Source organism: Bradyrhizobium sp. UFLA06-06 (assembly GCF_054820065.1).
In genome coordinates, this window is sequence record NZ_JADFUD010000031.1 from 1 (window position 1) to 13,773 (window position 13,773).

13 protein-coding genes are annotated in these 13,773 nt (G+C 66.7%); 4 read left to right on the forward strand and 9 right to left on the reverse strand.

From position 1 onward, the window contains the following. The first annotated feature begins 262 nt into the window (after positions 1-262). Entirely contained in the window at positions 263-2,056 is a 1,794-nt protein-coding gene (locus IF803_RS24765; protein ID WP_028340443.1) for a potassium/proton antiporter, read from the forward strand. Positions 2,057-2,065: 9 nt separating this feature from the next. Here IF803_RS24765 and IF803_RS24770 read toward each other — a convergent pair whose 3' ends face one another. From IF803_RS24770 to mepA, 6 genes are all read right to left on the reverse strand, one after another. After that, positions 2,066-3,286 carry a hypothetical protein gene (locus IF803_RS24770; protein ID WP_461193782.1) on the reverse strand — a complete coding sequence of 407 codons (1,221 nt, stop codon included), beginning with the start codon at positions 3,284-3,286 and terminating at the stop codon, positions 2,066-2,068. Positions 3,287-3,400: 114 nt separating this feature from the next. Further along, positions 3,401-4,072, reverse strand: a complete 672-nt coding sequence (gene modC / locus IF803_RS24775; protein ID WP_304498382.1) for a molybdenum ABC transporter ATP-binding protein — start codon at positions 4,070-4,072, stop codon at positions 3,401-3,403. A gap of 2 nt (positions 4,073-4,074) precedes the next feature. Further along, positions 4,075-4,770: a molybdate ABC transporter permease subunit gene (gene modB, locus IF803_RS24780; protein ID WP_461193783.1), complete on the reverse strand. Its 696-nt coding sequence runs from the start codon at positions 4,768-4,770 to the stop codon at positions 4,075-4,077. 164 nt (positions 4,771-4,934) lie between these two features. Beyond that, the gene (gene modA, locus IF803_RS24785; protein ID WP_461193784.1) at positions 4,935-5,720 is read right to left on the reverse strand and encodes a molybdate ABC transporter substrate-binding protein; all 786 of its coding nucleotides are present in this window, start codon (positions 5,718-5,720) and stop codon (positions 4,935-4,937) included. Positions 5,721-5,907: 187 nt separating this feature from the next. Continuing rightward, the gene (locus IF803_RS24790) at positions 5,908-6,417 is read right to left on the reverse strand and encodes a hypothetical protein (RefSeq protein WP_028340447.1); all 510 of its coding nucleotides are present in this window, start codon (positions 6,415-6,417) and stop codon (positions 5,908-5,910) included. A 130-nt stretch (positions 6,418-6,547) separates the two neighbouring features. Then, entirely contained in the window at positions 6,548-7,510 is a 963-nt protein-coding gene (gene mepA / locus IF803_RS24795) for a penicillin-insensitive murein endopeptidase (protein WP_461193785.1), read from the reverse strand. 195 nt (positions 7,511-7,705) lie between these two features. Here mepA and IF803_RS24800 point away from each other — a divergent pair, with 195 nt between their 5' ends. Together IF803_RS24800 and IF803_RS24805 are read left to right on the forward strand one after the other, a co-directional pair. Continuing rightward, positions 7,706-8,143: a L,D-transpeptidase gene (locus IF803_RS24800; RefSeq protein ID WP_276469627.1), complete on the forward strand. Its 438-nt coding sequence runs from the start codon at positions 7,706-7,708 to the stop codon at positions 8,141-8,143. Positions 8,144-8,499: 356 nt separating this feature from the next. Next, positions 8,500-10,698, forward strand: a complete 2,199-nt coding sequence (locus IF803_RS24805) for a putative bifunctional diguanylate cyclase/phosphodiesterase (RefSeq protein WP_461193851.1) — start codon at positions 8,500-8,502, stop codon at positions 10,696-10,698. Positions 10,699-10,849: 151 nt separating this feature from the next. On the opposite strand, the gene IF803_RS24810 is transcribed toward IF803_RS24805, so the two are convergent. The 3 genes from IF803_RS24810 to IF803_RS24820 are packed head-to-tail and all read right to left on the reverse strand — an operon-like array spanning position 10,850 to position 12,733. Beyond that, a complete protein-coding gene (locus IF803_RS24810; protein WP_461193786.1) occupies positions 10,850-11,299 on the reverse strand; it encodes a DUF1801 domain-containing protein in 450 nt (149 codons plus the stop codon). A 34-nt stretch (positions 11,300-11,333) separates the two neighbouring features. Continuing rightward, positions 11,334-12,116 (reverse strand): sulfite exporter TauE/SafE family protein, encoded by a 783-nt coding sequence (locus IF803_RS24815; protein ID WP_461193787.1) that lies wholly within the window; start codon positions 12,114-12,116, stop codon positions 11,334-11,336. Positions 12,117-12,127: 11 nt separating this feature from the next. Next, the gene (locus tag IF803_RS24820) at positions 12,128-12,733 is read right to left on the reverse strand and encodes a TetR/AcrR family transcriptional regulator (protein ID WP_461193788.1); all 606 of its coding nucleotides are present in this window, start codon (positions 12,731-12,733) and stop codon (positions 12,128-12,130) included. 107 nt (positions 12,734-12,840) lie between these two features. Here IF803_RS24820 and IF803_RS24825 point away from each other — a divergent pair, with 107 nt between their 5' ends. Further along, the gene (locus IF803_RS24825; RefSeq protein WP_461193789.1) at positions 12,841-13,749 is read left to right on the forward strand and encodes a sterol desaturase family protein; all 909 of its coding nucleotides are present in this window, start codon (positions 12,841-12,843) and stop codon (positions 13,747-13,749) included. Positions 13,750-13,773: the final 24 nt, after the last annotated feature.

A 13,773-nucleotide genomic window follows, 5' to 3' on the forward strand; every position in this document is an offset into this window, starting at 1 on the left:
GCCCCCAGAAGCCACGCAAAAAAATGCCTGACACTGGCCTGCACCCGCGCACGCCCAATTGCGCAAAGCCCTCGCAAACGGGAGAGGTGCAGCCAGTCTGCCGCGAGACCGATTCAACCTGACTTGATCTTGCTCTAGGCCCGGGAGAACCGGGCACATTGCCGCTCATGTCAGAAATCGGTTGGCGTCCCAGTGTGGCGACGATAAGGATGCAATTGCAAGTATTTGAGACCTCCCAAGTCCTTGAGACCTCCGAAGGCGCATGGCATCCCTCGACTCCGTCAGTATAGCGATCCTGCTCGGTGCGGTGCTGGTGATGGCCGGCATCCTGTCGAGCCTGCTGGCCTTGCGGTTCGGCGCCCCCTTGCTGCTGGTGTTCTTGCTGGTCGGCATGCTGGCGGGCGATTCCGGTCCAGGCCGGCTGCAGTTCGACGACGTCCGCACCACCTATCTGGTCGGCTCGGTGGCGCTGGCGCTGATCCTGTTCGACGGCGGATTGAAGACGCGGTTTGCCAGCATCCGCACCGTGCTGGTGCCCTCGATGGTGCTGGCGACCGCCGGCGTGCTGTTGACCGCGCTGATCACGGCGCCGGTCGCCCGCTTTGTGCTCGACCTCAACTGGACCGAGTCATTGCTGGTCGGCGCCGTCGTGGCCTCGACCGACGCGGCTGCCGTGTTCCTGCTGGTGCACACCCAGGGCCTGCGCCTGCGGCCGCGCGTCGGCGCGACGCTGGAGGCGGAATCCGGCACCAACGATCCGTTCGCGATCTTCCTCACTTTGATGCTGGTCGAGTTCATCTCGATCGGCCAGAGCTCGGCCTCGCACATCGCGCTGGAGTTCATCCAGGAGGCCGTGTTCGGCGCCATCATCGGGGTGATCGGCGGCCGGCTGGTGGTGATCGCGCTGAACTATGTGGCGCTGCCGCAGGGCCTGCATGCGCCGTTCGTCACCACCGCGGCATTGGTGATCTTCGGCGGCTCGCAGATCGTGCATGCCTCGGGATTCCTCGCGGTCTATCTCGCCGGTATCATCATCGGCAACCGGCCGACCCGCGCGCATAATTCGGTGGTGACGTTCCTCGACGCCGCGACCTGGCTGGCGCAGATCGTGATGTTCGTGCTGCTCGGCCTCTTGGTCTCGCCGCATCGCCTGCTCTCCAGCGCCGGCGGCGCCGTGCTGGTGGCGTTCGCGCTGATGCTGGTGGCGCGGCCGCTGGCGGTGCTGATCTGCCTCGCACCGTTCAAGTTCAACTGGCGCGAGAAGGTCTTCATCGCCTGGACCGGGCTGCGCGGCGCGGTCGCGATCTTCCTCGCCTCGATCCCGATGCTGGTCGGGCTGTCGAAGGCCTATCTCTATTTTGACGTCGCCTTCGTCGTCGTCATCATCTCGCTGCTGTTGCAGGGCTGGACGCTGGCGCCGGCGGCGCGGCGGCTGCATGTCGCGCTGCCGCGCGCCGAACGCGGCCCGCGCCGTGTCGAGCTCGATCTGCCGGGCCAGCTCGAGCAGCAGCTGGTCGGTTATCCGGTGCGGCCGAAGAGCCTGTACTTCCGCCGCGGGTTGATCCCCTCCTGGTCGAAGCCGACGCTGGTGATCCGCGACGAGCGGATCCTGACGCCGACCGAGGCCGATCCGGTCGCGCCCGGCGACTACATCTACCTGCTGGCGCCGCCGAAGCGCGCCGAGGCGCTCGATCGCTTCTTCGTCGACATGGCGCCGTCGAGCGCGCCCGATCCGCATCTGCTCGGCGACTTCATGGTGTCGGCGGAGCATACGCTCGGCGAGCTCGCCGAGATCTACGGCGTCAAGGTCGACGAGCACCAGGCCAAGCTGACGCTCGCCGACTATTTCGACGTCAATCTCGACCGCGCGCCGAAGGAAGGGGCCGAACTGGCGCTCGACGAGATCGTGCTGGTGGCGCGCAGCATCAGCGGCGGCCGCGTCAACGTCGTCGGCCTGCGGTTGCCGGAGGAAGAGGAAAAGGTCGCGCCGCAAACGCGGATGCAGATCGTCAAGCGCAAGCTCGCCGATATCTGGGCGTCGGTGGCGGGGGTCTGAGCCGCGCCGTTACGTCTTGCGCAGGAAGTTCGAATCCGGGGCGAACTTCTTGATCATGTCGGACAGCCCGTCGTCCGGCGGACCGGATGGGCCCTTGGACGCTGAGTCCGGCTTGGGCTCGCCTTTGATTTTCTGACCGGAAATCTCGGCCAGCGCCGCGAGCAGCGTCTCGTCGAGATTGTCGGCAGGTGTCTTCCCAGGTGGTGTCTTCGCAGGTGGTGCCGGTGGAGAGGCAGGCGCGACGCTACCAATCTCGGGCTCGCGTTTCGCCGGCGACGGCGCGGGCTCCAGCGCCGGTTTGGGGGTGTCCTTGGCGTCCGCCCGCCGGACGGCGGCCTCGCTGACGGCGGCGATCAGCGATGCTTCGAGATCGGCGGGCGTGTCGGCCGGCATCGGCGGCGGTGCCGCTGGCATTGGCGGCGGCGAGGCTGGCACTGGCGGCGGCTCGGCGGGTTTGGCGTCCCGGGGGGCGCGACCGAATAGCGGTTGCCGCTGGCCCGCCGCCTGCGGCCGGCTGTCGGTTGCCTCGCCGGGCTCCTTGTTAAGCTCCTTGTTAATCTCCTTGGCAGGCTTGAAGAGACCCGCACGTTCGGCGGCGATCCTGGCGGAAGCCTCCTCGACCGTGGCGAGCAGGGACGCTTCCAGCGCATCGGCGGAATTGCTCGGCGAAGTCGCCGGCTTGGCGGCAGGGGCGGTCACCGGCTTCGGCGCTGGCCGGGGCGGCAACGGCGGTGGCCGCGATGCTTCGACTGGCGCGGGCGGCAGCGGGACCGCCTGACCGTCGCGGGCGCGCGCGATGATGCCGTCGACGATCGCCGCCAAACGGCCCTTGTCGGGGGCGGCCAGATAGCTCGCCGCCAGCTCATCGACATATTGCGGGCCGTAATCGGCGAGCACATTGGCGATTTGGGCGAGGTCGGGATCGCTCTCGACCAGCCGCCGCCACGCCTCGCGATCGTAGGGCGCGTCGTTGTTCTTGTCGGGCCAGGCCACCCGGCGCGGCTGACGCTGCCCGGTATCCTGGCCTGCGACCGGGTCGAGGGTCGGCGGCTGCAGCCCGTCGCTGAGGTGAGGCGGGGTAAATCCCGAGGCCCCGGCCGGCACGGCAGCATCGGCCGGACGCCGGCCCCGCTCGGCGACCTGCAGCGCGATCAGGCCGACGCCCATCAGCAGGAAGCCGAGCGCGGCCCACGAAATCGTGGCGCACAGCAGTCCGCCGATCAGCAGCAACACCCAGCCAGTCAGTCGCACAATTCAACCTTCCCCATGCCCGATCGGACGTCCCGATGGGGGCCTAGCAGACAAGATAGGCTATCTTATGCCGACTTTCGGAAAAACGGCCAGCTACGAGCCCGCCGTCAGCACCTTGACACCGCCGAACGCGGTCACCTGGCCGCGGCGCAGCATCACGATCTGGGTGGCGAGTTGGCGCAGCTCGGCCGCGTCGTGGCTGACATAGACCATCGGGACGCCGGCTTCGTCGCGCAGCCGGACCAGATAGGGCAGGATCTCGAGCTTGCGGCTTTCGTCGAGCGCGCCCAGCGGCTCGTCGAGCAGCAGCAGCCGCGGCTTGGACAGCAGCGCCCGGCCGAGCGCGACGCGCTGGCGCTCGCCGCCGGAGAGCTTTCCGGGACGGCGGTCGAGCAGGGCGCCGATGTCGAGTAGGTCGACGACGCGCCGCTGTTGCGCGGGATCCTCGGTGAGGCCGTTCATGCGGCGGCCGTAGTCGAGGTTCTGCCCGACGTCGAGATGCGGAAACAGCCGCGCGTCCTGGAACACGTAACCGATGCGGCGGCGCCAGGTCGGGACGTGGATGCCGGTCGCGGTATCGTCGACGGTCTCGCCGTCGATCACGATGGTGCCGCGGTCAGGACGCAACAGCCCCGCGATGGTGTTGATCAGCGAGGTCTTGCCGGAGCCGGACGCGCCGAACAGGCCGGTGACGCGGCCCTCGCTCGTGAACGAGGCCGCAAGCGAGAACTCGCCGAGCTGCTTGGTGATGTCGACGCGCAGCATGGCTATTGCCCGTGCAGGCGCGCGGTGGCGCGACGCGCGAACACTTCAGCCGCGACCAGTGCGCCGACCGCGAGCACGATCGAGATGATCACGAGCCGCGCGGCGGCGGTGTCGCCATCCGGCGTCTGGATCAGCGAATAGATCGCCGACGAAATGGTCTGGGTCTCGCCGGGAATGTTGGAGACGAAGGTGATGGTCGCGCCGAACTCGCCGATCGCCTTGGCAAAACCGAGCACCATGCCGGCCAGCACGCCGGGCAGCGCCAGCGGCAGCGTCACGGTTGCGAACACCCGCCAGGGCGCGGCGCCGAGTGTCTCGGCCGCCTGCTCGAGGCGGCGGTCGACCGCCTCGATCGAGAGACGGATCGGCCGCACCAGAAGCGGAAACGACATCACGCCGCAGGCGAGCGCAGCGCCGGTCCAGCGGAACGCGAACACGATGCCGAGATGGTCGGCCAGCCAGCCGCCGACCAGGCCGCGCTTGCCGAAGGTCAGCAGCAGCAAATAGCCGGTGACGACGGGCGGCAGCACCAGCGGCAGATGCACGGCGGCATCGAGCAGCGACTTGCCCCAGAAATCGCGCCGCGCCAGCAGCCAGGCGAGCGCGATGCCGAACGGGGTCGCCACCAGTGTTGCGACGACGGCGACCCGCAGCGACAGCAGGATCGCCGTCCATTCGGCCGGCGAGATCTCGAACACTAGCGTCTGTCCCCGAAGTTCGTATGCAAGTGCGGCTCCTCAGTTACGAACTTCGGGAACAGACACCAGTAAGAGTCAATAGGCCAGTGCCGCTGATCGATTTGACGTTCCTCACGGTGCGTGCGGGCTATCACTGGAGGAACGTCAAATCGGCGGCACTGGGCTTACGTCGTCGGGCTGATCAGGAACTTGAAGCCGTACTTCTCGAGGATCGTCTTCGCCGTCGAGGAGCGCAGGAAGGCGAGATACTCGGCGGTCTCGCCCTTCGCGGTCGTGGTCGCCGCGACCGGATAGATGATGGCCGGATGGGTGTCGGCCGGGAAGGTGCCGACGATCTTGACGCCCGGCTCGACCTTGGCGTCGGTCGAGTAGACGATGCCGAGCACGGCTTCGCCGCGTGCCACCAGCGTCAATGCGGCGCGGACGCTCTCGGCCATCGCGAATTTCGGCTCGGCCGCCTGCCAGGCGCCGAGCTTCTCCAGCGCGGCCTTGGCGTATTTGCCGACCGGCACGGCCTTGACGTCGCCGGTCGCGATCCTGCCGTCGCCGGCGAGCTTGGCGAGATCGAAGCCGGGTCCGATGTTGACGTTGTCGATCTTGGAATCCTTCGGCGCGATCAGCACGATCGAGTTGCCGAGCAGGTTCACCCGCGTCTGCTCATTGATGTTCTTCTGCTTGATCGCATAGTCCATCCAGTCGGTGTCGGCGGAGACGAACACGTCGGCCGGCGCGCCCTGCTCGATCTGTTTTGCCAGTGCCGAACTCGCGGCATAGCTGGCGGTGACCTTGACGCCGGTCTTGGCGGTGTAGGCTGCATCGATGTCGTCGAGCGCATTCTTCATCGAGGCGGCGGCAAAGACGGTGAGCGTCTTGTCCTCGGCGCTCGCGGGCGAATGCATCGCGCCGAGCACGATGAAGAAGGCGGTGAAAAGTCCGGCAAGTCGTGACATGGAAAGCGCTCCGTGCGAGTTCACGCGCGAACCGGCGCGCAAATCAGGCGTTGGGTGAGGTCTGGCCTGCGACGGACGGAAGCGCTGTTCCGCTGGTCCCCGACGGACTTACGGTCCTCAGGGATATCGCACTGCAAACATAGCAGGCTGAGGCTTACGGTAAAGGCGACCCTTTGTCTAACGCGTCCTATTCGTCCGACGGCTGGATCGCGATCGACAGCGAATTCTCTTTTGAGCCGCTGACCTGCAGCACGAAGGGGCTGGCGGCGAGGTCATATTTCACGGTCTTGCGGATACCGTCGCAATCGGTCGCGCCGCTGAACGCCTTGGGCTTCAGGAAATGCCCGTCCTGCACCAGGTCGACCCAGGCCCCGGCCGACAGGCTGACGGTATAGATCCCGGCCTTCGGCGCGGCCTTGAAGCTGGTGAAGCCGGCGAAGGTGCCTTCCTTCGGCGCGCGCTCCGGCGGGATCGGCAATTTGGCGTCGCCGGGGGCCACCAGCGCCAGCGTGATCGCGGTCGCCGGCAGCGCGGTCTGCTCGCTTCCCGATACGACCTTGGCATGATCGGGCGCGGTCAGCGCGGCGCGTGCGCGCTCGATCGACCATTTGAACTTGTCGCAGCCGCTCGGCTCCTCCGCCGCGAAAGCGGGAGCCGAGACGAGCAACAGCGATGCCGCGAGGAGCGATTTGCGCATGTCTGGTCCATTGATGATGACGGATAAATAGATCAGCCGCCCCGATCCATCGCCCGAACGCGCTTACGGCGCAACGGCACGAGATCATATCGCAGTTCGAAGCGGCCGGCATAGCCGCCTGACGAAGATGTTATTGCCCTGGCAGTTGCTGTTTGCTGTCGGGTGCGTTCAGCACGGTCCTGCAGTCCGCCGGCATCTGCGCCAGCGTCATCGGCGGGCGGGGTTTCGGCGGCTTCGGCGGAGGCTTCGGGTGCAGCACCGAATCCTTGAACCAGAAGGCGAGATCGGACGGCTTGCAGCCTTCGCCCTCCGCTTGCGGCTTCTGTCCCTCGCAGCCAGGGCTGCCGGGCGGACATCGCATGCGAATGTGGAAGTGGTAGTCGTGGCCCCACCACGGCCGGATCTTCGACAGCCAGCCGCGATCGCCCTTGGCCTCGCGGCACAGCGCCTTCTTGATCGCGGGATTGACGAAGATGCGCTGCACCGCCGGCTCCCGCGCCGCGTCGCGGATGACCAGCACATGGCCCGGCGTGAAGACGCGCGGATCGATGTCGAGCCGGTCGTCGCGCACCATCATCACCGCCGACATCTCCTCGCGGTCCTCGCGCGACAATTTGCGATCGGGCATCGGCGTCAGCCAGATATCGGCGTCGAGTCCGATCTGGTGGCTGGCATGACCGGAGAGCGCGGGGCCGCCGCGCGGCTGGCCGATATCGCCGACCAGGATACCCGGCCAGCCGGCGTCCTTGTGCGCGTTGGCCGCCAGCCGCTTGAGCAGCGCGATCATGTTGGGGTGACCCCAGTAGCGGTTGCGCGACAAGCGCATCACCTGCCAGGTCTCGCCGTTGAGCGGCATCTGCGCGGCGCCGGCGAGACAACCCTTGGTGTAGCCGCCGATCGACCGGGTCGGCAGCGCCGCCGGCAAAACCTTGCGCGCGAACAGCTGCTTCGCCCCGATCTTTGGATCGTCAGGGTTGGCGAGCGGCGGCAGCGGCTGTGGATTGAGCGAGCCCCTGTCCTGCGCCCGCGCGGAGATGGTGCAGGCGACGAGGGCTAAGATCAGGAGTGGGAACAGACGCAGGCGGGGTGTCATGCGGATCACTCTGTCGGCGCAAGGCTAGCATGGATTCGGAGCAGGCGGACCGCGCTTTCATCCCATTCGCTTGATCGCCCACAGGGTGGATTAAGATTACCCGCGGCTTCCAGGCTCCGACGTGAGCCACGCCACTTTACAAGCGCACGTTGTGGGCGACATCATGTCCGCAATAATTTCAGGGTAGGCGTAATTGTGACAAGCGTATCGTGCGTACGGCCGGCATTTGCCGCCGCGATAGCTGCGTCGATATTGGCGCTCTCCCCGGCGCGGGCCGACGTCGTCGTTCACATCGATAAATCATCGCAGCGCATGGCGGTCAGCGTCGACGGCGCGAGACGCTACAACTGGCCGGTGTCGACCGGCCGCCGCGGCTATGGCACGCCGAGTGGAGTGTTCCGCCCGCAGATGCTGGCGCGCCGCTGGTACTCGAAGAAGTACTATAACTCGCCGATGCCGCATTCGATCTTCTTCCATGGCGGGTTTGCCATCCATGGAACATACGAACTCACGCGCCTTGGCGGGCCGGCCTCGCATGGCTGCGTGCGCCTGCATCCCTCGCACGCCGCAATGCTCTATGGATTGGTCGAGCGCAATGGCCGCGGCGGCACGCGGATCGAGATCACCAACTAAGGTACGATTCGGCAAAAATGCGAAGGCTTAAGCGCACCGCGGCTTAACCGCACGATAACCCTGCCGCACGCTGACAAACATTGGTGCGCTTGAAGCGTCTTCGGCGCATTCATTGTGCAATCGCGCGCCGGTTTACGCTTCCTTCACCAAGCGCAGGCGCTTCCATGCTGCGATTCTGTGCCGTGCGCCGCTGGCGCGCCGCAACCAAACTCACGCCCGGCGTGAATTCGCCTGCAAAGCAGGCATGCAAGGCTTCTCAGGCAGCGCAGCTACTCGCCAAGAGATACCAATTTTTCAGAGACTTATCGCAGATATATCGCCGAACTGGAATGCGCGTGGGGCGTGCGATACCGATGATGCGGCCGAAGAAAAACACCAAGAAACCGAACCAGGCCAAACTGTCCCGTCCTCGGGGCCGTCGGCCCACACCGATGCCGAAAGTGTCGGGCAGATCGCGCCGCCCCGCGGTCGAGATCGGCGAACTGGTGCGCCAGCGCGCGCAGGCCGAGGCCGCGATCGCCGAGGCGCGCAAATCCAACGCGCGGCTGCGTGAGGCGATCGACATCCTGCCGCAGGGCATCGTGTTCCTCGACCCCGAAGGCCGCTACACGCTCTGGAACAAGAAATACTCGGAAATCTACAAGCGCAGCTCCGATCTGTTCGAGCACGGCGCGCGCCTCGAAGACACCATCCGCGTCGGCGTCGCGCGCGGCGACTATCCCGAGGCTGCCGGCCGCGAGGAGGCGTGGATCGCCGAGCGGCTCAAGAAGATGTACCAGCCCGGCGAGCGGCACGAGCAGGTGCTGGCCGACGGCCGTGTGGTGCTGATCGAGGAGCGGCTGACCTCGGATGGCGGCATCGTCGGCCTGCGCGTCGACATCACCGAACTGAAGCAGCGCGAGGCGTCGTTCCGCCTGCTGTTCGACGGCAATCCGGTGCCAATGATCCTGTGCGTGCTCGACGGCGAGCGGATCCTCGCCGTCAACGACGCCGCGATCGCGCATTACGGCTACGTCCGCGCCGAATTCGAGCGGATGACGATCAGGAGCCTGCAGGCGTTCGATGCCGAGCTGCCCTGGGCGGCGGGCCGCAGCAGCGACGAGCAGGCGGCGCGGACCTGGAAGCATGTGCGCGCCGACGGCACGCTGATCGACCTTGCGATCTATTCGCGCCAGCTGATGCATGGCGACCAGCCGGCGATGCTGCTCGCGCTGATGGACATCACGGAACGCAAGCGCGCCGAGGCGCGGCTCGCCTTCATGGCCCAGCACGACAGCCTGACCGGCCTGCCCAACCGCAATCTGCTGCGCCAGCAAATGGACGAGATGCTGCAGCACACCCGCCGCTCCACCGACAAGGTCGCGGTGCTGATGCTGGGCCTCGACAATTTCAAGGCGGTCAACGAGACGCTCGGTCATGGCATCGGCGACAAGCTGCTGCGCGCGGTCGCAAAGCGCCTGCGCTCGACGCTGCGCGAGGAAGATGCGCTGGCTCGTCTCAACTCCGATGAGTTCACCATCGTGCAGGGCGGCGTGATGCGGCCCGAGGACGCGGTGCTGCTGGCGCGGCGGATTTTGGACGCGATCGGCGAGCCCTATCTGCTCGAGGGGCATTCGGTGGTGATTGGCGCCAGCATCGGGATCGCGATGTCGCCCGGCGACGGCGAGGATTCCGAAAAGCTCCTGAAGAGCGCCGACATGGCCTTGTCGCGCGCCAAGAGCGAATTCCGCGGCACCTTCTCCTTCTTCGAGGCGGAGATGGACGCGCGCGCCCAAAGCCGCCGCAAGATCGAGATCGATCTGCGCGATGCGATCCAGAACGAAGGCCTGCGGCCCTATTACCAGCCGCTGGTCGATCTTGCGACCGGGCGCATCACCGGCTTCGAGGCGCTGGTGCGCTGGCCGCATCTGGAGCGCGGCATGATCTCGCCGGGCGAGTTCATCCCGGTGGCCGAGGAGACCGGGTTGATCAATCCGCTGGGCGCGCTGATGCTGCATCGTGCCTGCATGGACGCGGCGCAATGGCCTGACGACGTGCGCGTCGCGGTCAATCTGTCGCCGCTGCAATTCCGTACCGGCAATCTGCTGGCGCTGGTCACCGACGCGCTGCGGCAATCCGGCCTGCCGGCGCGGCGGCTCGAGCTTGAGATCACCGAGACGCTGCTGCTTGAGAAGAGCAGCCAGGTGCTGGCGACGCTGCATGCGCTGCGTGCGCTCGGGGTGCGGATGTCGATGGACGATTTCGGCACCGGCTATTCGAGTCTCAGCTATCTGCGCAGCTTTCCGTTCGACAAGATCAAGATCGACCAGTCGTTCGTGCGCGACCTCGGCGCGAACCCGGACGCGCAGGCGATCGTGCGTTCGATCGTCAGTCTCGGCATCGGGCTCGGCGTCACCATCACCGCCGAGGGCGTCGAGACCGAGGCAGAGTTGAGCTGCCTGCGCGCCGAAGGCTGCCACGAGGGCCAGGGCTTTCTGTTCAGCCGCGCCCGGCCGAACGCCGAGGTTATCAGCCTGCTCAAGGCGCAGCGCGTCGCGACCGCGCTGGTGGCGTAGGCTGGACCGTTGCCACAGCGTCATTGCGAGGAGCGAAGCGACGAAGCAATCCATCGTCCCGCATACGCTGAAGCATGGATTGCTTCGCTGAGCCTGTCATCCGGCGGCGCTTCGCGCCGACCGGGTGGCTCGCAACGGCGATGAGCAGGTATCAGCGGTCGGTTTTCCGCCTTAGATGATAAGTCAGCGCCAGCGCCACGCAGTGGCGCAGCGCGGCCTCCGGCAGCTTGCCCGCGACATCGAGCAGGATGGCGCGGTTGCCGCTGTAGCTGAGCTCGGGATAGAGCTCGCGGAAGGTCTCGACCAGATCAGTCTGGCAGTGGAAGTAGACCGCGACCCGGTCGGCGGCCGGCTTCACCTGATCGATCCGGACCGTGCTGCCGCTGCCGGTCTCCGGCGTGAGGTAGCTCGGCTGGCCCCATTTCAACGTCTCTTCCAGCGCGCCGACGCCTTTGGTCGCCTTCGCGGTCTCGAAGATCAGGCGCCGCAGCGCCAGCAGCCTGGCCTTAACCGGGGCAGGGTAAGCGTCGAACAGCGCAGCGGCCGGTTTCGGGCGCGACCGTGATGCCGCCTTGCTGGTCGATGTTGCCGGCTTGCGCATGGTGGGCTCCGCGAGGAGGACGTGCCACCTCTATCTACCACAGCGCCTTGAAGGTCATATAGACCGCCATCAGCGAGACGAAGACGATCATCGCGCGGCGCAACCGCGCGCGGTCGATGCGGTTGGCGGCGCGGGCGCCGAGATCGGTGCCGGCGAGCAGGCCGACGATCACGCCCGCGAGCACCGGCCAGGACGCCAGCGAGCCCTCGCTCCAATAGATCCAGGCCGAGGGGATCGTGGTCGGGATCAGCGACATCACGAGGCTTACCATCTGCGCCTGATGCTGCGGCATGCCGAGCACGGCGCTCAGTCCAACCACGGTCGCCAGTCCGCCGCCGATGCCGAGAAAGCCCGACGACAGGCCTGCCAGCAGCCCGACTACGAGCAGCGCCGGCCAGGATATGTCGCGCGCTGTGCCTTTGCCGTCATGCTTCGCCTCGTCGCGTCCGCCGCGCAGGATCAGCATCGCGTCGAGCACGACGAGATAGGCCACATAGGTCCAGCGCAGTGCGGGCTCGGCGACATGGTTGGCGGCGAGCGCGCCGGCCGCGCCGCCGGCGACGAAGCCGACTGTCAGCAGCGCGATCCAGCGCAATGGCGTGCGGTTGCCGCTTTGCCAATAGCGCCTGATCCCGGTGAGGCTGGTCGGCGGCACTTGCGCGACCAGCGAGATGCCCTGCGCGACATGCTGCCCGGCGCCGAGCAGCAGCACCGAGAACACGACCAGTCCGCCGCCGGGGCTGACGCCGAGCAGCCCGGCGGTCAGACCGCCGGCGAGGCCCGTGGCGATGCCGGCGAGGAGGTCATGGACGATCACCGCATCCCCCGTCAGCGCCTGGCGGCAAGGCCGGCGAGGAAGATGTCGAAGGCGTGCATCGCCTCCGCGGTCGAGACGGTCTCGCCCCACAGCCGTTGCAGCACGATACCCTGGAACATCGCGACCATCGCCCGCGCCGCACCGCGCGGCTGTACGTGAGGATCGATCGCGCCGCTCTTCTGGCCGCGTCGCAGCAGGTCCACGATCAGGGCGATCGGCTGACGGATTCCGCTCACCACCTGGTCGCGGACCACGTCGTCGCGCAGCGCCTCCGCCCAGAGCTGCAGCGCGACGCGGCGGGCGCGCAGGCCTTCTTCCTTCTGCAGGTCGCCGAGAAAGGCGCGGGCGATCGACCGCAGGCTCTGCAACACATCGTCCGACGGATCCTTGAGTGCCAGCAGCGCGCTGTCGCGGCCATGGCGGCTCTCGCCGATCGCCTGGATCAGCTCTTCCTTGCCGGTGAAATGCCCGTAGATGCAGCCGGCGCTGAGCCCGGACTGCTTGATCACGTCCTGGATCGTGGTCTGGTGAAATCCCTGGCGCGCAAAGCAGATTTCTGCCGCCTGCAGGATCTCCTCGCGGCGGATCGCCAGCGTCTCGGGTTTCACCTTCGGCATTGTCGGGTCCTTGTCAGGTCGCAGCCGGCCGACGCGGCGGGCTTGACGATCATTCGCCGTCTTTATAAAGAACGAATATTCGTTTTGTAAAGAGGGAGGCTATCGGCATGATCGGCTTTGCAAAGCTTCTGTGGCATCCGGGCGCGGCTGAGATGGCTCACGTCGAGCTGCCGTCGACCGGCGCGCGGATCGCGTTCCTGCTCGCGTCGTTCGCCATCGTGCTGCTGTTCGAGGCCGCGTTTCCGCTGTTCAGCTATGCGCGCGGTGACCGGCTGCGCAATATCGGCCGCAACGCCGCCGTCACCGTGATCTTTGTCGGTGTGAACCTGCTGCTCAGCCCGCTGTCGCCGCTGGCCGCGCAATGGACGCTGGATGCGAAATTCGGCCTGTCCTGGTGGCTCGGCCTGTCACCCCCGAGTCAGCTGCTGCTTGGAATCGTGGGGCTCGACCTGTTCGCCTATTTCGCCCACGTCTCGATGCACAAGCTCGGCTGGATGTGGCGCTTCCACCGCATGCACCATGCCGATCGCTTCGTCGACGTCACGACGGCGTTCCGCGAGCATCCCGGCGAGACGCTGTGGCGGATCGGCTGGCACATCGCCGGCGTGGTCGTGTTCGGAACGCCGGCCTGGGTGCTGGTCAGCTATCTGACGCTGTCGGCGCTGAACGCCCAGTTCGAGCACGCCAATATCCGCCTGCCCGAGCGGCTCGACCGCTGGCTGCGGCTCGTCTTCGTGACGCCGAACATGCACAAGATGCATCATTCGCGTCATCAGCCGGAGACCGACAGCAATTATTCGAATCTGCTTTCGATCTGGGACCGCCTCGGCGGCACCTATAATCGCGGCCCGCGCTTCGCGGAGCTGCGCTATGGCCTCGACGGCTTCGACGATCCCGAGAAGCAGTCGCTGCGCGGCCTGCTGAAGATGCCGTTCATGCGCGATTGGGGGCGGGCTGGGGCAGGGCCGGACAAGACGGATCGATCCGTTCCGCCGCCCATGTTGCCGTGGCCATGATCGCGGCCTGGTCCTGCTGCGTCA